Annotated in this window: 21 protein-coding genes and 1 pseudogene; 6 read left to right on the top strand and 16 right to left on the bottom strand. The window is 63.4% G+C overall.

The features are described 5' to 3' along the window. The first annotated feature begins 55 nt into the window (after positions 1–55). On the top strand, positions 56–1,156 hold the full coding sequence (gene zapE, locus IAE34_RS02785; protein ID WP_200137311.1) for a cell division protein ZapE: 1,101 nt from the start codon (positions 56–58) through the stop codon (positions 1,154–1,156). A 6-nt stretch (positions 1,157–1,162) separates the two neighbouring features. Here zapE and IAE34_RS02780 read toward each other — a convergent pair whose 3' ends face one another. From IAE34_RS02780 to trhP, 4 genes are all read right to left on the bottom strand, one after another. Next, a complete protein-coding gene (locus tag IAE34_RS02780; protein WP_200137310.1) occupies positions 1,163–2,158 on the bottom strand; it encodes an alpha/beta fold hydrolase in 996 nt (331 codons plus the stop codon). 81 nt (positions 2,159–2,239) lie between these two features. After that, positions 2,240–2,677, bottom strand: a complete 438-nt coding sequence (locus tag IAE34_RS02775) for a YqaA family protein (protein WP_200137309.1) — start codon at positions 2,675–2,677, stop codon at positions 2,240–2,242. Next, entirely contained in the window at positions 2,677–3,105 is a 429-nt protein-coding gene (locus IAE34_RS02770) for a DUF411 domain-containing protein (RefSeq protein WP_200137308.1), read from the bottom strand. Before IAE34_RS02770 ends, IAE34_RS02775 begins: the two co-directional genes overlap by 1 nt. 111 nt (positions 3,106–3,216) lie before the next feature. Then, positions 3,217–4,551 carry a prephenate-dependent tRNA uridine(34) hydroxylase TrhP gene (trhP, locus tag IAE34_RS02765; protein ID WP_200137307.1) on the bottom strand — a complete coding sequence of 445 codons (1,335 nt, stop codon included), beginning with the start codon at positions 4,549–4,551 and terminating at the stop codon, positions 3,217–3,219. Positions 4,552–4,683: 132 nt separating this feature from the next. On the opposite strand from trhP, the gene IAE34_RS02760 reads away from it, so the two are divergent. Continuing rightward, complete coding sequence (locus tag IAE34_RS02760; RefSeq protein WP_200137306.1) at positions 4,684–5,745, top strand: AI-2E family transporter; 1,062 nt, start codon at positions 4,684–4,686, stop codon at positions 5,743–5,745. A 6-nt stretch (positions 5,746–5,751) separates the two neighbouring features. Here IAE34_RS02760 and IAE34_RS02755 read toward each other — a convergent pair whose 3' ends face one another. The 4 genes from IAE34_RS02755 to IAE34_RS02740 form a co-directional block, all read right to left on the bottom strand. Continuing rightward, complete coding sequence (locus tag IAE34_RS02755) at positions 5,752–6,693, bottom strand: class I SAM-dependent methyltransferase (RefSeq protein WP_200137305.1); 942 nt, start codon at positions 6,691–6,693, stop codon at positions 5,752–5,754. Next, positions 6,690–7,913, bottom strand: a complete 1,224-nt coding sequence (locus tag IAE34_RS02750) for a YcaO-like family protein (RefSeq protein WP_200137304.1) — start codon at positions 7,911–7,913, stop codon at positions 6,690–6,692. Before IAE34_RS02750 ends, IAE34_RS02755 begins: the two co-directional genes overlap by 4 nt. A 47-nt stretch (positions 7,914–7,960) precedes the next feature. Beyond that, the gene (locus IAE34_RS02745) at positions 7,961–8,104 is read right to left on the bottom strand and encodes a hypothetical protein (RefSeq protein WP_200137303.1); all 144 of its coding nucleotides are present in this window, start codon (positions 8,102–8,104) and stop codon (positions 7,961–7,963) included. A 367-nt stretch (positions 8,105–8,471) separates the two neighbouring features. Next, positions 8,472–10,511, bottom strand: a complete 2,040-nt coding sequence (locus IAE34_RS02740) for a TonB-dependent receptor family protein (protein ID WP_200137302.1) — start codon at positions 10,509–10,511, stop codon at positions 8,472–8,474. Positions 10,512–10,645: 134 nt separating this feature from the next. Between IAE34_RS02740 and IAE34_RS02735 the strand changes: the two genes are divergently transcribed. Continuing rightward, complete coding sequence (locus IAE34_RS02735) at positions 10,646–11,266, top strand: TetR/AcrR family transcriptional regulator (RefSeq protein ID WP_200137301.1); 621 nt, start codon at positions 10,646–10,648, stop codon at positions 11,264–11,266. Positions 11,267–11,305: 39 nt separating this feature from the next. On the opposite strand, the gene preA is transcribed toward IAE34_RS02735, so the two are convergent. The 3 genes from preA to hydA form a co-directional block, all read right to left on the bottom strand. Continuing rightward, positions 11,306–12,583 carry an NAD-dependent dihydropyrimidine dehydrogenase subunit PreA gene (gene preA / locus IAE34_RS02730; protein WP_200137338.1) on the bottom strand — a complete coding sequence of 426 codons (1,278 nt, stop codon included), beginning with the start codon at positions 12,581–12,583 and terminating at the stop codon, positions 11,306–11,308. Beyond that, positions 12,580–13,947 (bottom strand): NAD(P)-dependent oxidoreductase, encoded by a 1,368-nt coding sequence (locus IAE34_RS02725; protein ID WP_200137300.1) that lies wholly within the window; start codon positions 13,945–13,947, stop codon positions 12,580–12,582. The genes preA and IAE34_RS02725 overlap by 4 nt, the downstream gene beginning before the upstream one ends. A gap of 122 nt (positions 13,948–14,069) precedes the next feature. Continuing rightward, on the bottom strand, positions 14,070–15,509 hold the full coding sequence (gene hydA, locus IAE34_RS02720; protein ID WP_200137299.1) for a dihydropyrimidinase: 1,440 nt from the start codon (positions 15,507–15,509) through the stop codon (positions 14,070–14,072). A 618-nt stretch (positions 15,510–16,127) separates the two neighbouring features. On the opposite strand from hydA, the gene IAE34_RS02715 reads away from it, so the two are divergent. Together IAE34_RS02715 and IAE34_RS02710 are read left to right on the top strand one after the other, a co-directional pair. Further along, a complete protein-coding gene (locus IAE34_RS02715; protein WP_200137298.1) occupies positions 16,128–17,618 on the top strand; it encodes an NCS1 family nucleobase:cation symporter-1 in 1,491 nt (496 codons plus the stop codon). 37 nt (positions 17,619–17,655) lie between these two features. Then, entirely contained in the window at positions 17,656–18,939 is a 1,284-nt protein-coding gene (locus tag IAE34_RS02710; protein ID WP_200137297.1) for a Zn-dependent hydrolase, read from the top strand. A 186-nt stretch (positions 18,940–19,125) separates the two neighbouring features. Here the strand turns inward: IAE34_RS02710 and sodC are convergent, their stop codons facing one another. The 5 genes and pseudogenes from sodC to IAE34_RS02685 form a co-directional block, all read right to left on the bottom strand. After that, positions 19,126–19,644: a superoxide dismutase family protein gene (sodC, locus tag IAE34_RS02705; RefSeq protein WP_200137296.1), complete on the bottom strand. Its 519-nt coding sequence runs from the start codon at positions 19,642–19,644 to the stop codon at positions 19,126–19,128. A gap of 240 nt (positions 19,645–19,884) precedes the next feature. Further along, positions 19,885–21,225, bottom strand: a complete 1,341-nt coding sequence (glpT, locus tag IAE34_RS02700) for a glycerol-3-phosphate transporter (protein ID WP_200137295.1) — start codon at positions 21,223–21,225, stop codon at positions 19,885–19,887. Positions 21,226–21,393: 168 nt separating this feature from the next. Then, entirely contained in the window at positions 21,394–22,686 is a 1,293-nt protein-coding gene (locus tag IAE34_RS02695; RefSeq protein ID WP_200137294.1) for a PQQ-dependent sugar dehydrogenase, read from the bottom strand. Next, entirely contained in the window at positions 22,683–23,111 is a 429-nt protein-coding gene (locus IAE34_RS02690) for a DUF2231 domain-containing protein (RefSeq protein ID WP_200137293.1), read from the bottom strand. Before IAE34_RS02690 ends, IAE34_RS02695 begins: the two co-directional genes overlap by 4 nt. Positions 23,112–23,214: 103 nt before the next feature. After that, positions 23,215–24,181 (bottom strand): annotated as a pseudogene (locus IAE34_RS02685) (MBL fold metallo-hydrolase). A 146-nt stretch (positions 24,182–24,327) separates the two neighbouring features. Between IAE34_RS02685 and IAE34_RS02680 the strand changes: the two are divergent. Continuing rightward, positions 24,328–25,140, top strand: coding sequence for a crotonase/enoyl-CoA hydratase family protein (locus IAE34_RS02680; protein ID WP_200137292.1), 813 nt, complete (start codon positions 24,328–24,330; stop codon positions 25,138–25,140). Positions 25,141–25,162 lie beyond the last annotated feature (22 nt).

The following is a 25,162-nucleotide window of genomic DNA, read 5'->3' as shown; positions in this document are numbered from 1 at the left end:
TCACCCCTGAGGGGCCGACTGGTCTATCATGGCGGCTTTGTCCAGGCTCGCCGCCATGACGCCGCACGACCTCTATCAGCAAGCCCTGCAACGCCAGGACTTCGTACCAGACCCCGCCCAGGCCACGGCCGTATCGGCGTTGCAGAGCTGCTTCGATGCGGTGCAGCGTGGGCATCGCACTGGTGGTGTCTATTTGTGGGGGCCGGTCGGTCGTGGCAAGACCTGGCTGATGGACCTGTTCCATCGTTGCCTGCAGGTGCCTTCACGTCGACTGCATTTCCACCACTTCATGGCCTGGGTACATCGCCGCCTGTTCCAGCTCAGTGGAACGGCCGATCCTCTCCAGGCGCTGGCTCAGGCACTGGCTGGCGAAATCCGTGTACTGTGTTTCGACGAGCTGTTCGTCAACGACATCGGCGATGCGATCATTCTCGGTCGTCTGTTCAGTGCGCTCTTCGACCTGGGCGTAGTGGTCGTGGCCACCTCGAATCAGCCCGCGGATCAACTCTATCAGGATGGCTTCAACCGCGAGCGCTTCCTTCCGGCCATCGCGGCCATCGAACAGCATATGCAACAGGTGGCCGTCGCAGGAAGACAGGATCACCGGTTGCATCCAGGCACCCCCAAGCAACGCTACTGGGTAGCGCAGGCGAATGAGGCATGTGCGCTGGAGGCTGTCTTCCGGCAGCTGGCCTGCGAGCCGCACGCGAGTCAGCAGCCCTTGCAGATCGGTTCGCGCCAGCTCCAGGTCATCCGGCGCAGCGATCGGGTGCTGTGGTGCGACTATGCCCACCTTTGTGAGCGACCGCTTGCCGCGCTCGACTTCATGGCGCTGTGCGACCGTTACGACGCTATTCTTGTAAGCGGCGTACCGGCACTGGGCGGCGAGCAGCGCCCCGGTCGTATCGCGCGTGGCACCGAGGATGGCGCCCGTCGAGTGGTTGCAGGTGACCGCGAGCTGCCGGCGCTGTCGCCCAGAGACGACAGCGTTCGGCGTTTCATCGCGCTGGTGGACGAGTGCTACGACCGCCGCGTCGTGCTCTACCTCGAAGCGCAGGTGCCCCTGGAACAGCTCTATGCCCAAGGGTATCTGTCCTTCGCCTTTCGCCGGACCTACAGCCGGTTGCAGGAAATGCAGCTGCAGCGTTTCGCCTGACGCTCGTCACTTCAGCCAACCGAGCAGGGCCTGGTGGAACTGTTCCGGCTGCTCGATCTGCGGCGCATGGCCCAGGCCCTGGAAAGTGATCAGCGTGCCTTGGGGGATGCGCCTGGCGACCTCGGGCCCCAGGGCCGCGTAGTTGCCCAGCTTCGCCTTGACCTCGGCCGGCGCGATGTCGCTGCCGATCGCGGTGGTGTCCTTGTCGCCGATCAACAACAGGGTGGGCATTTTCAGGTTCTGGAATTCGTGGACCACCGGCTGGGTGAAGATCATGTCGTAGATCAGAGCGGAATTCCACGCCACCGCCTCGTGTCCCGGACCCTGGTTCAAGCCCGCCAGCATCTGCACCCAACGCTCGTATTCGGGCTTCCAGCGCCCTACGTAATAGGTATTGCGCTCGTAGGTGCGTACGCTGTCGGAGGTGAGTCGAAGCTCGCGGGCGTACCACTGGTCGATCCTACGATAGGGCACTCCGAGCGCCTTCCAGTCTTCCAGGCCGATGGGGTTGACGAGGGCCAGACGCTCCACCTGCTGCGGGTACATAAGCGCGTAGCGGGTGGCGAGCATGCCACCGGTGGAGTGACCCAGGACGCTGACCTTGTCGACGCCCAGCCGCTGGAGCAGCGCATGGGTATTGTCGGCCAGTTGCTGGAAGCTGTACTGGTAATGGTCGGGTTTACTGGATGTGCAGAAGCCGACCTGGTCCGGCACGATCACGCGATACCCCGCCTTGCTCAATGCCCCGATGGTGGTCTCCCAGGTCGCCCCGCAGAAGTTCTTGCCATGCATCAGCACCACACTGCGGCCATTGGCGGTGCCCTGGGCGGGCACATCCATATAGCCCATCTGCAAGGATTGACGCTGGGACTGGAACTCGAAATGCTGCAGAGGGTGAGGGTAGGCGAAACCTTCGAGTTGTCTGCCGTACGAAGGGGACGGCTCGGCAATGGCCGGGGCGGTGGCCCAGCAGGCCAGCGCCACTACGGTTGCTCGCAACATGGGAGGGACTCCGTTCTGTTCGAATTCAGGTAGGAAAGGGCGACTCTAGCAGGGCGCGGGCCTGCATCGTGCGAGAAGGTGTCAGTTGGCCTGGAGTCCGCCGAGTGTGATCAGTACCAGCACCAGATAGCGTCCGGCCTTGGCCAGGGTGACCAGCAGCAGGAAACGCCACAACGGCTCGCGCATGATGCCGGCGACCAGGGTCAGAGGATCGCCTATCACCGGTAACCAGCTCAGCAGCAGGGACCACTGTCCCCAGCGCTGGTAGCGTCGCTGCGCGCGTTGCAGCAGACCCGGGCTGAAGGGGAACCAGCGTCGGTCGCGCAGACGCTCTACCGCGCGCCCCAACAGCCAGTTGATCAGGGAACCGAGCACGTTGCCCAAGGTCGCCACCAGCAGCAGGATGAGCCAGTCGCCGGGCTCGCGAAGCAGCAGGCCGACCAGTACGGCCTCCGACTGCAATGGCAAGAGCGTCGCGGCACCAAGGGCACTGAGAAAGAGTACCAGCAGGCTGAGCATCAGTATTGGGCGACTACGCTGTCCTGCCCATCACGGCTCACGCCTATCACCTGGTAGCGGTCCTTGCGCCCGCCCATTTCCATGCCAGGCGAGCCCAGGGGCATGCCCGGCACCGCGATACCGGCCAGGTCGTCGCGTTGGGCGAGTTGCCGAACCTGTTCGACCGGTACGTGTCCCTCGACGAACTTGCCATCGATGACTCCGGTATGACAGGACGCCAATCGCGGCGCTACGCCAAGACGCTGCTTCACTGCACTCATGTTCGACTCGACATGGTCGTTGATGCTGAAGCCCTGATCGCGCAGGTGGCTGATCCACTGCTTGCAGCAGCCGCAATTGGGGTCGCGGTAGACGTCGATCGTCTGGCTGGCGTGAGCCAGGCCACCGAAGGCCAGCAGGGCATAGGTCAAGAGGGTGTAACGGGGCATGAACGGACTCCTCGATCAATAGGCCGCACGGCGGCCTCGGCGGCAGGATAGCAAACACCTAGCCTGCACCACTCAGGCTGACAGCTAGCTGAAGCGAAGGTGACAGTGTCGTCAGTCGGCGTCCTTCACGGGTGCCAGTTCGCGCATCAACAGGCCATACGCCAGCGCAACCTGCTCAGGCACTGGCAGGTACACCACATGCCCATCGCCCGGAGCGACCTCGATGGCGCGGCCGCGGTCATCGCCCAGGCGGTCGAGGGTAAAGACGTAGTTGCCCTGCGGCGTCATCAGTTCGAGCGTATCGCCGACCGCGAACCGATTCTTGACCCTGACCTCGGCCAGGCCGTCGATGCGCTGTCCGGTCAGCTCGCCGACGAATTGATGACGCTGCGAAACCGAGTGGCCGCGCTGGTAGTTCTGGTATTCATCATGCACGTGGCGACGCAGGAAGCCTTCGGTGTAGCCACGCTGGGCAAGCGATTCGAGGTCGTCCATCAAGCCACGATCGAACGGTCGTCCGGCTACTGCGTCATCGATGGCGCGACGGTACGCCTGTACGGCTCGGGCGCAGTAGAAATGCGACTTGGTGCGGCCTTCGATCTTCAGCGAATGCACGCCCATGTGCGTCAGGCGCTCCACGTGCTGCACGGCACGCAGGTCCTTGGCATTCATGATGTAGGTGCCGTGCTCGTCCTCGAAAGCGGGCATCTGCTCGTCGGGGCGGTTCTGTTCCTGGAGCAGGAACACCTGCTCGGTTGGCTCACCTAGGCCCAGGGTTGGCTCGAACTCGCGCACGATGTCACCTGCGGCATCCTCGCGCGCCGGGCTGGCCTGGTACTTCCAGCGACAGGCATTGGTACAGCTACCTTGATTGGCATCGCGCCGGTTCAGGTAGCCCGACAGCAGACAGCGGCCGGAGTAGGCCATGCACAGCGCACCGTGCACGAACACTTCGAGTTCCATTTCGGGCACCTCCCGGCGGATTTCCTCGATTTCCTCCAACGATAGCTCCCGCGACAGAATCACCCGACTCAGCCCCAACTGCTGCCAGAACTTCACGCTGGCCCAGTTCACGCTGTTGGCCTGCACCGAGAGATGCACCGGCATGTTCGGGAAGTGCTGACGCACCAGCATGATCAAGCCAGGATCGGACATGATCAGCGCATCCGGTGCCATCTGGATCACTGGCTCAAGGTCCTTGAGGAAGGTCTTGAGCTTGGCGTTGTGGGGCGCGATGTTCACCACCACGTAGAAGCGTTTTCCCAGCAGGTGAGCTTCCTGGATCCCCAGCGCAAGCTTGGCATGGTCGAATTCGTTGTTGCGCACCCTCAGGCTGTAGCGCGGCTGGCCGGCGTAGACGGCATCGGCGCCATAGGCGAAGGCGTAGCGCAGGGTCTTCAGCGAGCCGGCAGGGGCCAGCAATTCGGGCATGGCGAGGGACTTCATGGATGCACCTGGGCAAAAGGCGCGCATGCTACGGCGAGCCCGTAGGGACGGCATTGACCTGGGTCAAACGTCGTTGATGGCACTTTTGTCTGGAGCCTGCGCACTAAGGTCCAGGACAACCGAGGAATCTCCATGAACCAAACCGCTTTACAGAACCGGGCACTGGCCGTACTGCTGGCACTGGTGACCATCGCCTTCGTGTGGATTCTGCTGCCTTACTATGGCGCGATCTTCTGGGGCGTGATCCTGGGCATCCTGTTCGCGCCACTTCAGCGCAACCTGCTGATGCGCTTCAACCGTCGACGCAACCTGGCGGCCTGCGCTACCCTGGCCATCTGCCTGCTGATCGCGGTGCTGCCGGTGATCGTCATCAGTGCCCTGCTGGTGCAGGAGGGCGCTACGCTGTATCAGCGCATCGAGAGCGGGCAGCTGGACATCGCCGGCTACATAGAGCGCGGACGGGACATGCTGCCGCACTTCGCGCAGAATGCGCTGGATCGGCTGGGCGTCGGCAACCTGGACGGTTTGCGCGAGAAGATCACCGTGTGGGCGACCCAAGGCAGTCGCTTCCTCGCCAGTCAGGCGTTCAGCTTCGGCCAGGGCACCTTCGATTTCCTGGTCAGCTTCGGCATCATGCTCTACCTGCTGTTCTTCTTCCTGCGCGAGGGGCCCGAGCTGGCGCGCAAGGTGCGCCAGGCGGTGCCCCTGCCGGAGCAGCAGAAGCGGCGCCTGCAACTGAAGTTCAACCGGGTGGTGCGCGCAACGGTCAAGGGCAACCTGCTGGTGGCGATCACCCAGGGTGCCCTGGGTGGATTCATCTTCTGGGTGCTGGGTATCCCCAGTGCGCTGGTCTGGGCGGTGCTGATGGCCTTCCTTTCGCTGTTGCCAGCGGTGGGGGCGGGTATCGTTTGGGGGCCGGTCGCCGTGTACTTCCTGCTGACCGGCGCCATCTGGCAAGGTGTCGTACTCGCCGCCTTCGGTACCTTGGTGATCGGATTGGTGGACAATGTGCTGCGCCCGATCCTGGTCGGCAAGGACACGCGCATGCCCGACTACCTGATCCTCGTCTCGACCCTGGGCGGGCTGGCGGTGTTCGGGCTCAACGGTTTCGTCATCGGCCCGCTGATCGCCGCGCTGTTCATCGCCAGTTGGACGATCTTCACCGAAACCACGCCCCAGGTGCAGTTGCCCTGAGGTGGCTCAGGCGCGTTCCAGTATGAAAAACTGGAACAAGGCCTGAGTTTCTGGACACTGGGCCAAGCATCCGACCACACTCAAGCCGAGGCGCTGCGCTTCCAGCTCCACGGGAAAAAGCACCGGTGTGTGCCCGAACAGAATCAGTAGCCCGCCACGACGCACCAGCCTCGCCAAATGGTGGAACAGATCGATCGCTTGCTGGCGGGGCATGACTTCGGCGTTGAGGAATCGAAGAATCAAGACGTCGCAACCTGTTGCTGCCAGACACGACGAGGCAGCGTCCATAGCTGCGAAGTGCAGATTATCGAGGGGGTGGCGGTTGCGTGCGTGCTCGATCATCGCCGGGCAGATATCGCTTCCAATGCAGTGCATCGCTGGCATGCCTCTGGCCAGGTGGGCGATGAACGTACCGGTGGAGCATGCTGGATCATAGATGACATCACCTGGTTTCAGGCGATGTTTCAGCAGAGCCAGGCTATGCTGACGAAAATGCTGCTCCTGATGATCCAGGGCCTCTGCCAAGCGCTCGGTATCCTGCCAAAATGGCAGAGGCGCGATCTGCTCGGATCCGGTGGAGTCCATGACCGGAAATGGAAAATGTATCGTCGCACCTGACGCACTCGTCGCCTGAAAGAACAACTCTGATTTTTCGGACGGAGCGAGCGTGCCGTGCTGCAGGCGAATCACGCCCTCAGAGAAGCGCGTCTTATGCAGCGGGCCGAGTAGCGTAGCGGGGGAGAGGCGGCTCCACAGCGAGTTCGATTCGTCTGCCAGCTTGCGGCCAAGATACGCCTGCCGGTGCATGCTCAATACGTAAAGCTCATTCAGGCAAGGGCCTATGGGCAGCCGCAACTCCTGGATGTCATCTTTGAGACCTGCATGAGAACCCTGTAGCAACATCGGACTGTTCTCAGGCGAGATGCGTAGTGGTGGGTAGGTGTTCATGGCTGGCGAGGTCCCATGGCTCGTCCCCTGGGGCCAGGGCAGACGACGTTGCCGGTGCAAACCAGATGGAAGCGCTCCAGGCCTGGGACCACGACGTTAACCAGGCTGATGCCCTCCATACCACGAAAGACCTCGCAGATGCCCGGTTGCAGCCCATGTCGGCGCAGGTCTGCCCAAAGCCTATCCACTTGCTCGGCAACCGAAGCTCGGGCCACAGGTGGCGGCAGTCCGACATCGCGAGCAGGCACCTGCTTCAATGTCTCTATGTCCAGCTGCAGGCAGGCATGCAACCTTGGATAGGGTCGCAGGAGGGAGTCAGCCAGATTCAGATCGTCCATGGCACCTGGTGCTCGAGCATTAAACTGCACTTGAACCAATTCGGTGACGGCGCGGCGCACACCATGCCAGGGATCAAGGGAACTGCCTGCGCCAAACAAAGCGCCGTGCAGCGTGGAGTCGGGCGACACGCGTAGTGCCAGGTAAGAGCGACTGATGAACTCACTACTGATGTCCAGTACCTTGACCTCCCCTTCAAGGCACTCCTCGGCTGTGCGCCATATTCGTCCCAATTCGGTCTGTGAGTCTGGCTTGCAGACCCATGAAAGATTAGGCTGCTGCTGATAGTAATAAGTACGCAGGAAGAACAATGACAGCGCATCGCGCTCGATGCTCTGGTTCAGGGCATGCAGCACGGCTTCATGGAATGTTGCACCGATAGCGGAGCTGTCGTTGCTGCTATAGCGCCGCAAGCCGCGATAGTCGAATGTTTCGTCAGTGAAGGGCTGATCGGCATGCCCGGGTTTACTCAGCGCCAGTGGATAGTCGAACAGCCAATCTCCGTTCAGGCCGAGATAGCTTTGACAGGCAAGCGTCTTGTCAGGTTGCGCCTCCAGCCAGGGCTGCAGAAAGTCATCTCGCAACGCCGGTAAATCCGCCAGACGGCTGGCCAGACTGAAGTGCACCCGGCGGGGATGAAAATGGTCCAAATGATGTTCGAGAGCTTCGTAGTGCGCGCCTACCCGCGCTTCGTGTTCCAAGCCTTTGCCCCAACCCTGGCTAACCGCGGCGACGGCGTCGCTCAGGGTGACCTCAGCCGAGCCGACCGCAGTGCCGACCCAGCGCTCAGTGACGCTCAGCGATAGATCGCTCAGTTGTTTGTCTATGCGTTGGCGGGCGTGCCCCAAGGTCAATTCACGTTCTGCAACGGGTGTCGTGTGCATGGCAAGTCCTCGGACAGGGCGACCAGAAGGTCGCCCCGCAGGCTGGATCAGTCTTGGAGCAGTTCTGCCTGCTCGTATTCGGCCAATTGCAGCGCGTCTTGCTGCGTGCTGGCCTGATCGGCGGGTTGCTCGATGACGGTCTCGTTATCCAACTCGTTCAGCTTGCTGCTATAGACACGGAGGTAACCCATGTTGAACTCCTTTTGACTCGAAGGTTTGAGCGGGATCAGATGGCCCGCGTCATCAGTCTTGTGCAGGCACGGTGAACACACAAATGACCTTGTTCACCGACGCCAAAGAGTGAAACCCGCGCTTATGATTTCCCGGCTTGACAGCGAGTCTTATGCCTCAGGCGCCGGTGGGCGCGGGAGATGGGAGTCGAGCTAGGTGAATGTGTTGGGCTAGAGCGGAAAGTGCAGGTAGGTAATGGGGCGGCGGATGCGTAGGGAGCTTCTGGTGGATGAGGTGAAATTGGGTTATCTCCAATTATTCATGCAGCTTTTGAAGCCGATTCCCTGGCCTCTAAGGCTCCAAGCAACAAGATCGAGGCCACATGTATTATTTCAAGGTGTAAGAGATCCCCACATAGGCCGCCCTGCCTTCACCCGGGGTCGAGCGCGCCGCATCGCTACCCTGGTCGTCATAGCCGGGTGTCACCGTCGCGGCGTAGCGCCGTCCCGTGAGGTTGCGCAGCTCCAGCCAGGTCTGCCAGTCCCGCTTGGGCGAATCCCAGCCAAGACGTGCGCCCAGTAGCGCATAGGCGTCGGCGTGGTAGCTATTGGCATAGTCCACCTGCACTTTCGAGGCGAGCTGGGTGTTGACTCCCAGGTTGAATCCATTGGGCCAGTCGTGGCGCAGCTCAGCCTGGTAGTAGTGCATGGGGATGCCCGGCAGGCGGCTGTCGCCGAAGCGAGGGTCGTTGCGGTAGTGGAAATCGCTGAAGGTATAGGCCTGGCGCAGGGACAGCCTGCCGCCATCTGGAGATTGCCACAGCAGGCTGTCCAAGCCGGCTTCGACACCCTGATGCACCGTGGGGCTGGCGTTGAATTCCTTGAAGGGCTGGCCGGGCACCAGCTCTACCGCCAGCAGTTCGTGGCGCACCTGCGAGTAGTACCAGGCCAGGTCCCAGCGTCCGAGCGCATTCTCGCCTCGGGCACCAAGCTCCAGGGTGGTCGCGGTCTGGTTCTGCATCTCGATGGGCTGCGTAGCCACCGTCGAACTCCAGATCAGCGACCAAGGGTGGGGCGGTTCCACGGAGCGGCTGAGGTTTCCGTAGACCTGGGTGCGCGCATCGAGGTCGTAGCGCAGGCCGAGGCGCGGTGCGTAGTCCCAGTCGTGCTGGCTGACCTTGCCGCCGTCGGCCGGGTAGCTCACGGCGCTTTCACGGCGCGTGTAGATCATCGCCAGGCCGGTGGTCAGCCACAGATCCGGCAGCAACTGCAGATCGTTGCCCACGTGCAGCACAGTGTCCGAGCCCTGATAGCTGAAGTCGCGTGTGCGCGGGCCGAACACGTCGCCGCTGCGCACGAACTGTGACGCGCCGCTGTTGGGCAGATGCTGGGTGGTTCGCCAGCCGACAGTGGTCTTGCTCTCGTGGCCGAACCATTCGTCACGGCGCTTGTAGTCCAGGGTGGCGCTGACGTCGGTGTAGGCGACCTTCAGGCGCATGGGGCCTTCGCGCAGATCCATCGGGTAATCGTGGTAGACCAGGCCGGTTTCGAGGCGCGAGTCGTCGTCGAGGAAGAAGGTGGTCTTGTTGCCGAGCCAGGTACTGCCCGGTTGCGGGCGGCTGTCGTCGCGTGACAGGTAACCAGGATTGGCCGCGCGTGGATGGTGCTCGATCTGCGCCTTGGTCAGGCGCCCGGCCAATTCGTTGTCGGTTTCCCGGTAGCGCAGGTAGAAGCGGGTCTGCAGGTTGGGGCTGAAGCGATAGCCCAGGTTGGCGGCGATTCCTTTTGCGCTGCCGCTGGCATGGCGCTGATAGCCGTCGTAGTGGGCGTCGGTCAGCGCCACATAGTAGTCCAGGTCGCCCAGCACCTGGCCAGAGCTGATGTGTCGGCGTTCATAGCCGCGGCTGCCAGTCTCGTAACGGACCTGCAAGGGCGCGGCGTCGTGTCCGGTATGGGTGACGTAGTCGATGGCTCCGCCCAGGGCCAACGCACCTCGGTCGAAGCCGTTGGCGCCGCGCAGCACCTCGGCGCGGCTCAGCCACAGCGGCTCGAACAGTTCGTAGGGTGTGCCGCCCGGGCCGGTCAGCGGCAGACCGTCGAACATCGTGTAGACGCCGGAGCCGTGCGCCCCCGGCGCGCGATTGATTCCCGAACCGCGGATCGACAGCTTGATGCCGTCATTGCCGGCCGATTGGGCGAACACCCCGGGCTGGTAGGCCAGCACATCCTGATTGCTGGCCACCCGGCCCTGGTCGACGCGGCTCATGTCCACCAAATTGCTGGCGCCGGGCGTCTCGTGCAGCCGGTCGGCGGCGTCTTCCAGGTCAGAGCGTTGCTGTTCCTGGATCTGCACGGGGTCGAGCTCGACCGCGTGCGCGGCGGCGCTGACCCACAGGGCCAGCAAGGAAAAGGGAAGGGCGTGACGCATGGGCGAGGGGTTTCCAGAGCGAAGGCGAAGGTGTGACGCTGCAACTGGAGAACGAAGCACAGTGCTCGATCTGCAGCACGCATCGCGCGAACCCGCGTGGTAGCCTTGTCCGGATATTCCGCTGCGGACGCCCCATGGCCAACCACAAGATCCAGATACGCCGGCGCAACATCGAGAAGATTCTTCAGGCCGCCGAACAGGTGTTCGCCGAGCAGGGCTATGGCGTGACCTCCATGGCCGACATCGCCGAGCGCGCCCAGTTGCCGCGCTCGAACCTGCACTACTACTTCAGTACCAAGGACGAACTGTATCGTGCGGTATTGCAGGACCTGCTAGAGGTGTGGAAGCAGGATGCGTTGTGCTTCGAGCGCTTCGACGATCCGCGGGTGGTCCTGACCAGCTACATCCGCGCCAAGATGGGTCATTCGCGCTCGCGCCCGCTGGGCTCGAAGGTGTGGGCCGAGGAAATCCTCCATGGTGCGCCGTTGCTCGGCGACAGTCTGCGAGACTCGTTGGTGCCCTGGGCTCAGCTCAAGCAAGCCAAGATCCGCCGTTGGGTGGAGCAGGGACGCATCCTGCCAGTGGAGCCCTCGGCGCTGCTGTACATGATCTGGGCAGCGACCCAGCACTACGCCGACTTCGACTACCAGGTCGCCCTGCTCAATGACGGTGATGCGCTGTCGGACCTGGCCTTCGAACGGGCGTTGCAGACGGTGACCGAGGTGATATTGCGTGGGATCGGGCTGGAGCCGTAGGACCCCAGAGGCTGTCTGCCCCCGGGGCCGGCGACTCGTTCAACTCGCTTCGCGGTAGGGGTTGCGTGGGTCCTGGGTCCAGTTCAGGTAAGGCTTGCCCGTGTCCTGAGTCACCATTTCGATGCAGTTCTCCACGGGGCAGGTGATCTGGCACAGGTTGCAGCCCACGCATTCCTCCTCGATGACGCTGTAGGCATGGGTACCGTCAGCCAGGACGCTACTGGCGATGGCCTGGTGCGAAGTGTCTTCGCAGGCGATGTGGCAGCGTCCGCAACCGATGCAGGCCGCCGGGTCGATGTGGGCTACCGACTTGTAGTTGATGTCCAGGTACTTCCAGTCGGTGGTATGTGCCACGGCCTGGCCGCGGAAGGCGTCGAGGCTGCGATGGCCCTGCTGGTCCATCCACCTGGACAGGCCATCGCACATGTCTTCGACGATGCGAAACCCATGCAGCATCGCGGCCGTGCACACCTGTACGGCACCGCTGCCCAGGGCGATGAACTCCGCTGCGTCGCGCCAGTTGCCGATGCCGCCGATGCCGCAGATCGGCAGGCCATGGGTCGCTGGATCGCGAGCGATCTCGGCGACCATGTTCAGGGCGATCGGCTTGACCGCCGAGCCGCAGTAGCCGCCGTGGGTGCTCTGGTCGCCGACGATCGGGTGAGCGACCATGCGCTCCAGGTCGACGCTGGTGATCGAGTTGATGGTGTTGATCAGCGACACGGCATCCGCGCCACCGCGATGGGCAGCGCGGGCCGATTGGCGGATGTCGGTGATGTTCGGGGTAAGTTTGACGATCACCGGCAGGGCGCTGTAGGTCTTGCACCAACGCGTGACCATTTCCACGTATTCCGGGACCTGGCCGACCGCAGCGCCCATGCCGCGCTCAGGCATGCCGTGGGGGCAGCCGAAATTGAGTTCGATGCCGTCGGCGCCTGTGGCCTCGACCAGCGGCAGAATGAACTTCCAGCTCTCTTCCTCGCACGGCACCATCAGCGAGACGATCAGCGCGCGATCCGGCCAGTCCTTTTTCACCTGGGTGATTTCACGCAGGTTGATCTCCAGCGAGCGGTCGGTGATCAACTCGATGTTGTTGATGCCCTGTACCAGGCGGTTGGCGCCGAAATGGGCGGAGTAGCGCGAAGAGACGTTGACCGCGGCAGGGTCTTCGCCAAGGGTTTTCCACACTACGCCACCCCAGCCGGCCTCGTAGGCGCGCACGACATTGTAGGCCTTGTCGGTAGGCGGTGCGGAGGCCAGCCAGAAAGGATTGGGCGCCTTGATGCCGGCGAATTCGATGGACAAGTCGGCCATTATGCAGCCTCCACGTTGAGCATGAGTTGGGCATGGATGGCTTCGGCCGCCAGCTTGCCATGTTGCACGGCCTGGACGGTGAGATCCTGGCCCAGCGTCGTGCAATCGCCCCCGGCGTACACGCCCGGCAAGCTGGTGCGCAGCTGTGCATCGACGCGGATACGCTCGCCATCACGGGCCAGTTGGGCGGCCGTGGGGTCGCCGAGGCTGGCAGCGTCGAAACCCTGGCCGATGGCCTTGAAGATGGCGTCGGCGGCCAGCTCGAAGCTTTCGCCGGTATCCACCAGCCGACCTTCGCGCAGGGTGGTGCGGGCCAGGCGCATGCCTCGCACCTGGCCACGTTCGTCGAGCAGGACGGTCTCGGGGCGCGCCCACGTGTGCAGGCGCACCTGGTCGGCCTTGGCGATGGCCTGCTCGTGGTCGGTGGCACCCATGTCGGCGGCGCCGCGTCGGTATACCAGGTTGACGTCATGGGCGCCCAGGCGGCTCATCTGCACCGCCATGTCGATGGCCGTGTTGCCGGCACCGATCACCAGGCAACGGGGCGCCAGCGGCAACTGGCTCAGATCGTCGCTCTGGCGCAGCTCACGGATGTAATCGGTGGCCGCCAGCAGGCCTGGAGCGTGCTCGTCGGCCAGACCAAGCTGGCGCACGGCATTCAGGCCCAGGCCGAGGAATACGGCGTCGAATTGCTCGCGCAGCTCGCCAAGGGCCAGGTTCGCGCCCAGGCGCTGGCCGTGACGGATTTCGATGCCGCCCACGCTCAGCAGGAACTGCACTTCACGTTGGGCATAGTCATCGGCCAGCTTGTAGCGGGCGATGCCGTACTCATTCAGACCGCCAGCCTTGTCCTGCGCTTCGAAGATGACCACCTCATGCCCGTGCAGGGCCAGTCGGTGAGCGCAGGATAGCCCTGCAGGGCCGGCGCCGACCACGGCGATGCGTTTACCCGTGCCAGGGGAGCGCGTGAAGGGGTGTTCGGTGAAACCTGCGTTGTCCAGCGCATAGCGCTGCAATTGGCCGATCAGCACCGGTGCGCATTCCTGCGCGTTGTTTCGCACGCACGCCTGCTGGCAGAGGATCTCGGTCGGGCAGACTCGGGCGCAGCTGCCGCCCAGGATGTTGGCCGAGAGAATGCGTTCGGCGGCGCCCTGCAGGTTTTCGTCGCTGATGCGGTGAATGAAGGAAGGGATGTCGATTTCGCTCGGACAGGCGTTGATGCACGGCGCGTCGTAGCAGTACAGGCAGCGGGCACTTTCCACGGCAGCCTGGCGCGCCGTGAGCGCAGGGGCCAAGTCGCTAAAAGCTTCGGCAAGCTGGTCGGTGCTGGCGCTAGGGCGCGGCAAATGGTTCAGAGTCTCGATCACGGTTCTAGCCTCTCTCTCTTTTATAGGGACAGGCGGCGGTCAGTCGCCCGTCCATTCTGGGGATGGCAGTCAACGATGGAAGATGTCTGGGGATGCGGGCACCCCTGGCCTCTGCGGGCCTCTCAGCGACTGACGGGGGTCGGTCGACTGTGCTCGGCGCGCCGCTTCAGCACTTCATATACCGAAGGGTAGGCGGGCCGGTGCACGTAACGCCCGGCGCCAGGTTCGGCGCGCAGGTCGCCATCGGCCCAGAGCACTCGGCCCTGGCTGATGGTGTGGCTGGGGATGCCGCGTACTGTGCGGCCTTCGAAGATGTTGAAGTCGACCTTCTGGTGGTGGGTACTGGCCGAGATCGTGCGAGTGCCCTGGGGATCCCACAGGACAAGGTCGGCGTCGGCGCCGACGCGGATCGCCCCCTTGCGCGGGAACAGATTGAAGATCTTGGCGGTGTTGGTGGAGGTCAGCGCCACGAACTCCTGCATCGACAGGCGCCCGCTGTTGACCCCGGCATCCCAGAGCACCGCCATACGGTCCTCTATGCCGGCCGTGCCGTTGGGGATGCGACTGAAATCGTCCCGCCCCATCGCTTTCTGGTCGGCACAGAAGCAGCAGTGGTCGGTGGCGGTGGTGTGCAGGTTGCCCGATTGCAGCCCGCGCCACAGAGCTTCCTGGTGCGCCCGAGGGCGGAACGGCGGGCTCATCACGTAGCCAGCTGCCGTGTGCCAGTCCGGGTTGCGGTAGACGCTGTCGTCGATCAGCAGATGACCCGGCAGCACCTCGCCGTAGACGGGCTGGCCCTTGGCGCGGGCGTAGGCGATCTCGTCAAGCGCTTCCTGGCTGGAAATGTGTACCAGGTACAGTGGCGTACCCAAGGTCTCGGCGATGCGGATGGCGCGACTGGCGGCCTCGCCTTCGACCTGGGACGGCCGCGACAGGGGATGAGCCTCGGGGCCGGTGATGCCCTGGGCCAGCAGTTTGTTCTGCAAGTGGAACACCAGCTCGCCGTTTTCCGCATGCACGGTGGGTACGGCGCCCAGTTGCAGGCAGCGTTCGAAGCTGGCCACCAGGGTGTCGTCGGCGGCCATGATCGCGTTCTTGTAGGCCATGAAGTGCTTGAAGCTGTTTACCCCGTGATGGGCGACCAGTTCACCCATTTCCTCGGCGACCTGCTCGCTCCACCAGGTGACGGCGACATGGAACCCATAGTCGCTGGCCGACTTCTGCGCCCAGCCGCGCCAAGTGTGGAAAGCCTCGAGCAACGATTGCTGTGGACTGGGAATGACGAAGTCGATGATCGAGGTGGTTCCGCCGGCAAGGCCCGCAGCGGTGCCGGTGAAAAAGTCCTCGCTGGCCACGGTGCCCATGAACGGTAGTTGCATGTGAGTGTGCGGATCGATGCCGCCTGGCATCAGGTACTGCCCGTCACCGTCGAGTACCTGGCAACCCGCAGGGGCCTCCAGGTCCTGTCCGATGGCACGGATCAGACCGTCTGCGCACAGGACATCGGCGCGATAGCGTTCTTCATGGGTAATCACGGTGGCGCCACGGATCAACAGGGACATGGCCGTTTTTCCTCGCAGGCTGACCGGTCGTTTAGCCGGTTCTTGAAATTGTGTGTGTCTGGGTGGCGAGGGTGCGGCTGCAATCCTGTCACACATGACAAGATTGGAATCTAGTTGTTGATTGGCGATTGATCAAGAAAATATTTTCGAAGATTTATAATTTATAAATTATTGAAATTAAAAGAAAAAATATCAATTTCACCATTCTGGAGCATCCGCTCACCATTTTGACGCACTTGACAAGATGAGGATTTGGTCAAGATTTTCCATGGGAAATCAGTCGTTTGAAACCTGGCTTGGCGGCATTGACCCTGCCGCAAGAAAACCAGGCTGCACCAGCGTGATCCGGTGCAGGGGCCAGGGCCGGCCCATGGCGCCGCTCGAGCAACCCGGCAAGCCGTCTTCGGGCCGCTCGGCGACGTCGATCAATGCCTTGCAGATCAGCGTATTACCTCCAGTCGGCGGTAGCCGGCCGGTGTGGCCCACGCCAACCCGGCACGCATTTTGACTGCGGCCTACCCGCCAGGCCGGACCGGAGGTGCAGTGCTGGTGATGTATGTACTCCGGCCATCGATTCAGCCGATGAGCGAATAACTAGAACAATTCTGGAGAGGCCCCATGCAACCGAGCAGATCACAGGTGATCGAGCACAACGGGCTGTACGAACTGGCAGCCGGCAGCGACGTACTCGACAGCCCCCGCTACAACCCTGACATCGCACCCACCCAGGTGCATCAACGAACCTGGAACACGTGGCACATCACCGCCTTGTGGGTCGGCATGTCCATCTGCGTACCCACCTACACCCTTGGCGGAGTACTCACCGCCTATTTCGGCCTGAGCGTCGGTGAGGCATTGCTGGCGATCCTGCTGGCCAACCTCATCGTGCTGATTCCGCTGACCCTCAATGCCTTCCCCGGCACCAAGTACGGCATTCCTTTTCCGGTGCTGCTGCGCGCCTCGTTCGGCATCCTGGGGTCGAACGTCCCGTGCCTGATTCGCGCGGTGGTGGCCTGCGGCTGGTTCGGTATCCAGACCCTGTTCGGCGGGCTGGCCATCCACTTGCTACTCGGCTCGCTGTTCGACGGCTGGAAAAGCCTGGGCGGTACCGGCGAGGTGATCGGCTTCATGCTGTTCTGGTCGCTGAACCTGTGGGTGGTGCTGCGGGGGGCCGAATCGATCAAGCTGCTCGAGACCCTGGCTGCGCCGCTGCTGGTGGCGGTGGGGCTGGGGCTGCTGGTGTGGGCCTTGCCGCACATGTCGATCAGTGAGTTGCTGGCCCAGCCGCCCAAGCGACCCGAGGGGGCCAGCGTGGTGGGCTACTTCTGCGCAGGACTCACTGCCATGGTCGGCTTCTGGGCCACGCTGTCGCTGAATATCCCGGATTTCAGCCGCTACGCACGCAGCCAGAAGGACCAAGTGCTGGGGCAGATCTTCGGTCTGCCGCTGACGATGTTCCTGTTCGCCGCCCTGGGCGTGATCATGACAGCCGCTTCGGCCTCGCTGGTGGGTGAAACGGTGTCCGATCCGGTGACGCTGATCGGCAAGATCCAGAGTCCTGGCTGGGTGGCGGTGGCCATGACACTGATCGTCGTGGCCACACTGGCCACCAATACGGCTGCGAACGTGGTGTCGCCCACCAACGATTTCCAGAACATCGCGCCGCGGCTGATCGGCCGCACCCGCGCGGTATGGCTGACGGGGCTTATCGGCCTGGCGCTGATGGCCCATGAGCTGTTCAAGAAGCTGGGCTGGATCGTCTCGGACGTCAGCCTGGAGACGGTCTACTCGAACTGGCTACTGGGTTATTCCAGCCTGTTGGGGCCTATCGCCGGAATCATGGTGGTGGACTACTTCCTGGTCCGCCGCCAGCGCCTGGACCTGGCCGGGCTGTATCGCGACGACGTATACCCGGCCTGGAACCGAGCGGGTTTCCTGGCCTTCGCGGTGCCCGTCGCGCTGACCTTGATGTCGATCGGCAACAGCCGGTTCAGCTGGTTCTACGACTATGGCTGGTTCACCGGCTCATTGCTCGGTGCCGGCCTGTACTACGCCCTGGGCCGTGTCGCGGTGCGCGGCCCTGCGCCACTGGCCAAGCCGCTGCCATGACCATCGAAAACAAGAAGAACGCCTGAGGAGATCGCTGATGAAACAGATCGAGCATGTATTGCAGTCCACGGACCATCACGTCGACAGCGGCCGGCTGTGGCAGTCGTTGATGGACCTTGCGCGCCTGGGCGCCACTGCCAAGGGTGGGGTGTGCCGGTTGGCGCTCACCGACCTGGATCGCCAGGCCCGCGACCTGTTCGTGCAGTGGTGCGAGGCCGCAGGGTGCAGTGTCAGCGTCGATGCGGTGGGCAATATCTTCGCCCGGCGTGCCGGGCGCAATCCCGACCTGCCCCCGGTGATGACCGGCAGTCATATCGACACCCAGCCTACCGGTGGCAAGTTCGACGGGTGCTTCGGGGTGATGGCGGGCCTGGAGGTCATCCGTACCTTGAACGATCTGGGCGTGGAAACCGAGGCGCCGCTGGAGGTGGTGGTCTGGACCAATGAAGAGGGATCACGATTTGCCCCCTGCATGATGGGGTCGGGGGTGTTCGCCGGCAAGTTCACCCTCGAAGAGACCCTGGCCAAGCGCGATGCCGAGGGCGTCAGCGTGGGCGAGGCCCTGGAGGCCATCGGCTATGCCGGTGCGCGAGGCGTGCTGGGGCATCCGGTGGGCGCCTATTTCGAGGCGCACATCGAGCAGGGACCGATCCTGGAGGATGAGCACAAGACCCTCGGAGTGGTACTGGGCGCGCTCGGACAGAAGTGGTTCGACCTGAGCTTGCGGGGTGTCGAGGCCCATGCCGGACCGACTCCGATGCACCTGCGCAAGGATGCGCTGGTCGGCGCTGCGGCGGTGGTCGAGGCGGTCAATCGTACGGCCCTGGCGCACCAGCCCCACGCCTGCGGTACGGTGGGTTGCCTGCAAGCGTATCCGGGATCGCGTAACGTCATTCCAGGTGAGGTGCGCATGACCCTGGACTTCCGTCATCTGGAGCGCGACCACCTCGACGCGATGATCGCCGAGGTGCGCGAGGTGATCGAGCGAACGTGTGAAAAGCACGGCCTGAGCTACGAACTGACACCGACTGCAGACTTCCCGGCGCTTTACTTCGAGCGCGGCTGTGTCGATGCGGTGCGTGAGTCGGCCAAGGCGTTGGGCCTCACGCACATGGACATCGTCAGCGGGGCAGGGCATGACGCGATCTTCCTGGCCGAATTGGGGCCTGCCGGGATGATCTTCGTGCCGTGCGAGAACGGTATCAGCCACAACGAGATCGAAAATGCCACGCCGCAAGACCTCGCCGCTGGCTGCGCAGTGCTGCTGCGGGCAATGCTGGCAGCGTCACAGGCCGTCGCTCTGGGGCGTAAGGCAGCGTGACACTGCGCAGTTCACCAACCAGGCCCGGGGCGCACTGCTTCCCTGGCCAACTCGGTGAACACTGCCTGAGGATCTTGGAGTCGTCAGCAGAGGGCCATGCCGATTCATCGCCGAGGCGGGGCATGCGCAGTGGCGTGCCGCCGCCTGGGCATTGGGTGTGATCGTCGATGATCACACCTCCTGGTATCAGATCACCCCACAGGCCATGCGATCACCGCCACCGCCCAGGGGCATGGGCATGTCGGCATGGTTATCGCCACCGGCATGGACCATCAGCGCCTTGCCCTTGATCTCGGAGAGCTTCTTCAGACGTGGCGCCAGCACCGGGTAGGTGGCATTGCCGTCGGCGGTCACGTACAGCGCCGGCAGATCACCCAGGTGGCCATCGGCATAAGGCCCCAGGTGCTTGCCGGTCTTGGCTGGGTCGAAATGGCCACCGGCGGCCAGGGCGGCGACTTTCTTGCCGTCCTTGGTGCCTGCATCGCAGCTGCCGTTCTCGTGCACGTGGAAACCATGGATGCCCGCCGGCAGCTTGCTCAACTGCGGCGTGAAAATCAGGCCATAGGGTGATTCGCTGATGGTCACCTGGCCGATCGCCTGGGGCGCACCGTCGGCGCTGACCAGATTGATCGGCACCTCCACCGAAGCGGCATGGGCACCGAGCGAGAGGCTGGCGAGAAGACCGAGGAGCAACTTGCGTTTCATGGCGTATGTCTCTTTTGGCACGTTGAGAAGAAATCACTCAGACTAGGACCGTATTCACGGTCCAGTCGTTTCAGGCGTGAGTCCAATGTGGACGAACTCGATGCCCGAGGCTTCACCCTAGATCAATCACGCACTGGCAGGTGAAAGATGTCCAGATGAACTGTGACCGCCTGTTGCAACGGGCCTGTGCCTGCACTCGATGGGCCGACTCGGCCGGTCGTTGCCATCCGAATGGGTTCTTCAACGGCTGCTGCTCGCCACCCGGGTATGGCGCAAGGTCGGCAGCAGGAAGGCGATGGCCAGGAGGCAGGCGCCCACCAGCAACACGAAACCGCCGTCCCAGCCAAAGTGGTCCACCGTGTAGCCCATGGCCGCGCTGGCTGCCACCGATCCGCCCAGGTAGCCGAACAACCCGGTGAAACCCGCGGCGGTGCCGGCGGCCTTCTTCGGCGCAAGCTCCAGCGCCTGCAGACCGATCAGCATCACCGGGCCGTAGATCAGGAAGCCGATGGAGATCAGCGCGAGCATGTCGACCGTGGGATTGCCTGGCGGGTTGAGCCAGTACACCAGGGTGGCCACGGTGACCAGGGCCATGAAGACGATCCCGGTCAGGCCGCGATTGCCTCGGAAGATCTTGTCCGACATCCAGCCGCACAGCAGCGTGCCGGGAATGCCGGCCCATTCGTAGAAGAAGTACGCCCAGGAGGTCTTGTCCACGGTGAAGTGCTTGGCTTCCTTGAGGTAGGTGGGTGCCCAGTCGAGCACGCCGTAGCGCAGCAGGTAGACGAATACGTTGGCCAGTGCGATGTACCAGAGCATCTTGTTGCGCAGCACGTACTTGACGAAGATTTCCTTGGCGCTGAATTCCTGCTCGTGGCTGGCATCGTAGCCCTCGGGGAAGTCGTTCTTGTACGCCTCGATGGGCGGCAGGCCAACCGACTGCGGGGTGTCGCGCATGGTCACGAAGGCGAACACCGCCACCAGCACGGCGACGGCAGCGGGCACGTAGAATGCGGCGTGCCAGTCATTGGTCCAGCCCAGGCCGAGGATGAACAAGGGGCCGATCAGACCGCCGCCCACGTTGTGCGCCACGTTCCACACCGACACCACGCCGCCGCGCTCCTTCTGCGACCACCAATGCACCATGGTGCGTCCACTGGGCGGCCAGCCCATGCCCTGGGCCCAGCCGTTGATGAACAGCAGCACGAACATGATGGCCACGCTGGAGGTGGCCCAATGCGCGAAACCGAACACGAACATCACGCCAGCCGACACCAGAAGACCAAACGGCAGGAAATAGCGGGGGTTGGAGCGGTCGGACACCAGGCCCATGAGGAATTTGGAAAGGCCATAGGCGATGGCGATGGCCGAGATGGCCAGCCCCAGTTGACCGCGTGTATAGCCCTGCTCTTCGATCAGGTAGGGCATGGCCAGAGAGAAATTCTTGCGCAGCAGGTAGTAGCCCGCGTAGCCGATGAAGATGCCGGCGAAGATCTGCCAGCGCAGGCGGCGGTAGGTACGGTCGACTTGATCGGCGGGCAGGGGTGCCCGATGTGCGGCAGGGCGAAAGAAGGCAAGCATGACGAAGCTCCGGCATTGTTGTTTTATCTGCGAAAACGAATATTACATTTTCATTACAGAAAACAATACCGTGAGGATCGGGTCGGGGTGCATGGGAGGTCGGGCTTCAGATCCAGATACGGCAATGGGGCGGTCAAGGCCGCCCCATTGCCGTATCGCTTCCCATGATCAAGGGGTGCGGGTTACACGCCACACGGTGTTGGCCAGGTCGTCGGCGATGATCAGCGCACCTTTCGGGTCGACGGTCACGCCAACCGGCCGGCCGCGGGTCTTGCCGTCCTCGCCGCGGAATCCGGTGGCGAAGTCGATCGGCTCGCCGGCCGGCTTGCCGTCGCTGAAGGGCACGAAGATCACCTTGTAGCCCACAGGGTTGGGCCGGTTCCAGCTGCCGTGCTCGCCAACGAATACGCCATTGGCGAACTTGTCACCCATCGCAGGCAGCGAGAAACTGACGCCCAGGGCAGCCACGTGGGAACCCAGGCTGTAATCGGGCTTGATCGCGGCGGCGACCTTCTTCGGGTTCTGCGGCTGCGCCCGGGTGTCCACGTTCTGGCCCCAGTAGCTCCAAGGCCAACCATAGAAGGCCCCCTCGCGCACCGACGTCAGGTAATCCGGCACCAGGTCCGGGCCCAGTTCGTCACGCTCGTTGACCACCGCCCAGAGCTGTCCCGAGCCTGGCTGGATCGCCAGGGCGGTCGGGTTGCGCAGGCCGGTGGCATAGGGCTTGTGAGCGCCAGTCTGGGCGTCGATCTGCCAGACCATCGCGCGGTCCACTTCCACTTCCATGCCGCGCTCGGTGATGTTGCTGTTCGAGCCGATGCCCACATACAGGTAGCGCCCATCAGGGCTGATGGTCAGCGACTTGGTCCAGTGGTGGTTGATCGCCGAGGGCAGCTCGGTGAGGGTGGTGGGTGCGCCAGTGGCCTTGGTCTGGCCATCCTGGTAATCGAAGCTCACCAGCGCGTCCTGGTTGGCCACATAGAGTTTGTTGTTGGCATAGGCCAGGCCATAGGGTGCGTTGAGGTTCTCGGCGAACACCGTCTGCACTTCGTAGCGGCCGTCGCCGTCAGCGTCGCGCAGCAGGGTCAGTCGGTTACCGCCCTTGACCTGCGTGTTGCCCTTGGCCTTGATCTGGCTGGCGATCACATCCTTGGGCTTGAGCTTGGCCGCGTTGCCGCCGCGACCTTCGGCCACCAGGATGTCGCCGTTGGGCAGCACCAGGGTCTGGCGCGGAATCTTCAGATCGCTGGCGATCGCAGTGATGCTGTAGCCCTGGGGAACCGTGGGTTTTTGCTCGCCCCACTGGGTGGGCTCGGCGATTTTCATGCTCGGCAGCAAGCCGCGCTCGGGCGCAGGCAGCTTGGGGTCGGGGCCGCGTGCCTGAGTCGCGTCGCCGTCGCCGCCACAGGCGCTCAACAGCAGGCTGACGCTCAATGCAGAGAGGATCAGGGGCGTCTTCATGCGGCACCTCCCGAACGCAGGTTGGTCAGGCCGACCCAGGTCGCGATGCAGGCCAGTACACTGACGATCACCGACAGCACCAGGCCCGACGGCATGACCGCCCAGGCATCCTTGGCGTGCTCGAAGGCATTGATCAGGCCCAGCACCCAGGTCACCAGCAACAGCAGGGCATACAGCACCGGTCTACCGGACTTGCGTTCGGCACGTACCAGGTTGGCCAGGGCGAACAGGAATGCGAGGCCGCAGAACAGCAGGCCGCCAGCGATCAGCCAGGCGGCGAAGTTGCTCCATTGGATCTGCATGCTCTGGTAGTAGGCGATGTCGCTGATCAATGCGCCAAGAAACAGAGGCACTGTGCCAGCGAGCAGGGTCGCATGCAGCGGTCCCGGTCGGCAGCGGTAGGGGTCGTGGACGATCGTGGTCATGGCGGCTCCTTGTCATGTCGGCGAGGCAGGCCAGCGCGTTTGCGCTGGCTGCGCTCAATCAAGGATCGCGCCGCAGGGGCGTTAGTTCAGCGCAATCGTGCGCTCAGGCACTGGCCAGAGGCATCAGCCGGCCTTCACGGTCCAGGTGGTAGCGTCGCAGGTCCTGCGCCAGGATCAGCCGACCGTCGTAGTGCGAGCGGGCCTCCAGGTGGATGTCGTCGATGCTGGGGGCTGCGTCGTGGATCGTTCTGATAGCGGGCACTGAAGTGGGTCAGCACCAGGTTGCGCACCCCAGCGGCCTGGGCGAATGCCGCGACCTTCTCGGCACTGCTGTGGCCGAAACTGGCGCCTGTGCGCTCGATCAAGGGCTGGGTGAACGTCGCTTCGTGGACCAGGACGTCAGCATTCCTGGCGACCTCCGCGAGCAGCGCTGGCTGGTCGTTGTCACCGCAGACGATCACTCGTCGTGTGGCTCGTGAGGCGCACAGATAGGGCTGTGGGTCGATGAGCCGGCCATCATGCTCGACCGCCACGCCGCGTGCCAACTGACCCCAGAGAGGCCCGCGAGGTACGCCGTCGGCGTCCAGTCGTGCAGTGTCCAGCCGCGGCTCTGGCTTGACTTCGCTGAACACATAGCCTCGGCTGGGCACCCGGTGCGACAGTTGCACGGCCTCGACCTGGATATCCGCGGTGCTCCAGCGTTGAAAGTCCTCCACAGCCATCAGACGCAGCTCGAAGGGCAGGTGGCTCTCGCTGACTGCCAGGCCCAGGCGTACCCACTCATGCAGCGCTGCGGGCAGGATCACATCGAGCGGTGCGCGACGCCCGCTCATGCCAGCGCTGGCCAGCAGGCCAGGCAGGCCGAAGCAGTGATCGCCGTGCACATGGGTGATGAAGATCGCGCGCAAGTCGCGTACCGAGAGCGAGGTGTGCAGCAACTGGTGTTGGGTGGCCTCGCCGCAGTCGACCAGATACCAGCCACTGCCCTGGCCATCGAGAACAGCGGTGGCGCTGACGTTGCGCGCCTTGGTGGGAGTGCCGGCGCTGGTGCCGAGAAACAGCAGGTCCATTACGGTCTTTCCTGACGATGTGCGGCCATTCTAGAACGCGGACCGGGCGCTGCACAGACGCCCGGCAGTCCTGCCTTTGGCACATGCACCGCTGTGGCGCTGCGCTATAGTCCGGCACCAGACCCTTATTCACAGGAGTGCCGCGCGTGACTCATTACACTGCGTTCAACGTCGAACTGACCGACAGCATCGCCCATGTGCAGATCAACCGGCCTGAAAAGGTCAATGCGATGAATGCGGCTTTCTGGGACGAGCTGCCGGCGATCTTCCAGTGGATCGACGACACCGAAGCGGCACGCGTCGTGGTCATCAGCGGCGCGGGCCAGCACTTTTCCTCGGGTATCGACCTGACGCTGCTGGCCTCACTGGCCAACCAGATGGGGCAGGACGTGGGCCGCAACGCGCGCCTGCTGCGCCGCACCATCCTGCGTCTGCAGGCCGCGTTCAATGCCGTCGACCGCTGCCGCAAGCCAGTGCTGGCCGCGATTCAAGGGTATTGCATCGGCGGCGCCATCGATCTGGTGTCGGCCTGCGACATGCGCTACTGCAGCGCCGATGCGCAGTTCTCGATCAAGGAAGTGGACATGGGCATGGCGGCCGACGTCGGCACACTGCAACGTTTGCCGCGCATCATCGGTGACGGCATGATGCGTGAACTGGCGTACACCGCACGCCTGTTCGACGCCGCCGAAGCACTGCGCATCGGCCTGGTGAATCGCGTGCACGATGAGGCTTCTTCGCTGCTCGAGGCGGTCTTCGCCATCGCTCGGGACATCGCCGGCAAGTCGCCCCTGGCGGTGGCCGGGACCAAGGAAATGATCAGCTACATGCGCGACCACAGCATCGACGATGGTCTGCAGTACATCGCCACCTGGAATGCCGCCATGTTGCAATCGCAGGACCTGCGGGTCGCCGTCGCGGCCCACATGAACAAACAGAAACCGTCGTTCGCCGACTGAGCCGGTCGGCGTGCGCGCCTGA

Source organism: Pseudomonas sp. S30 (genome assembly GCF_016518545.1).
Taxonomy (GTDB): domain Bacteria; phylum Pseudomonadota; class Gammaproteobacteria; order Pseudomonadales; family Pseudomonadaceae; genus Aquipseudomonas.
The sequence above is the reverse complement of the archived record's forward strand: the minus strand, read 5'-3'. Positions and strand labels throughout refer to the sequence as shown.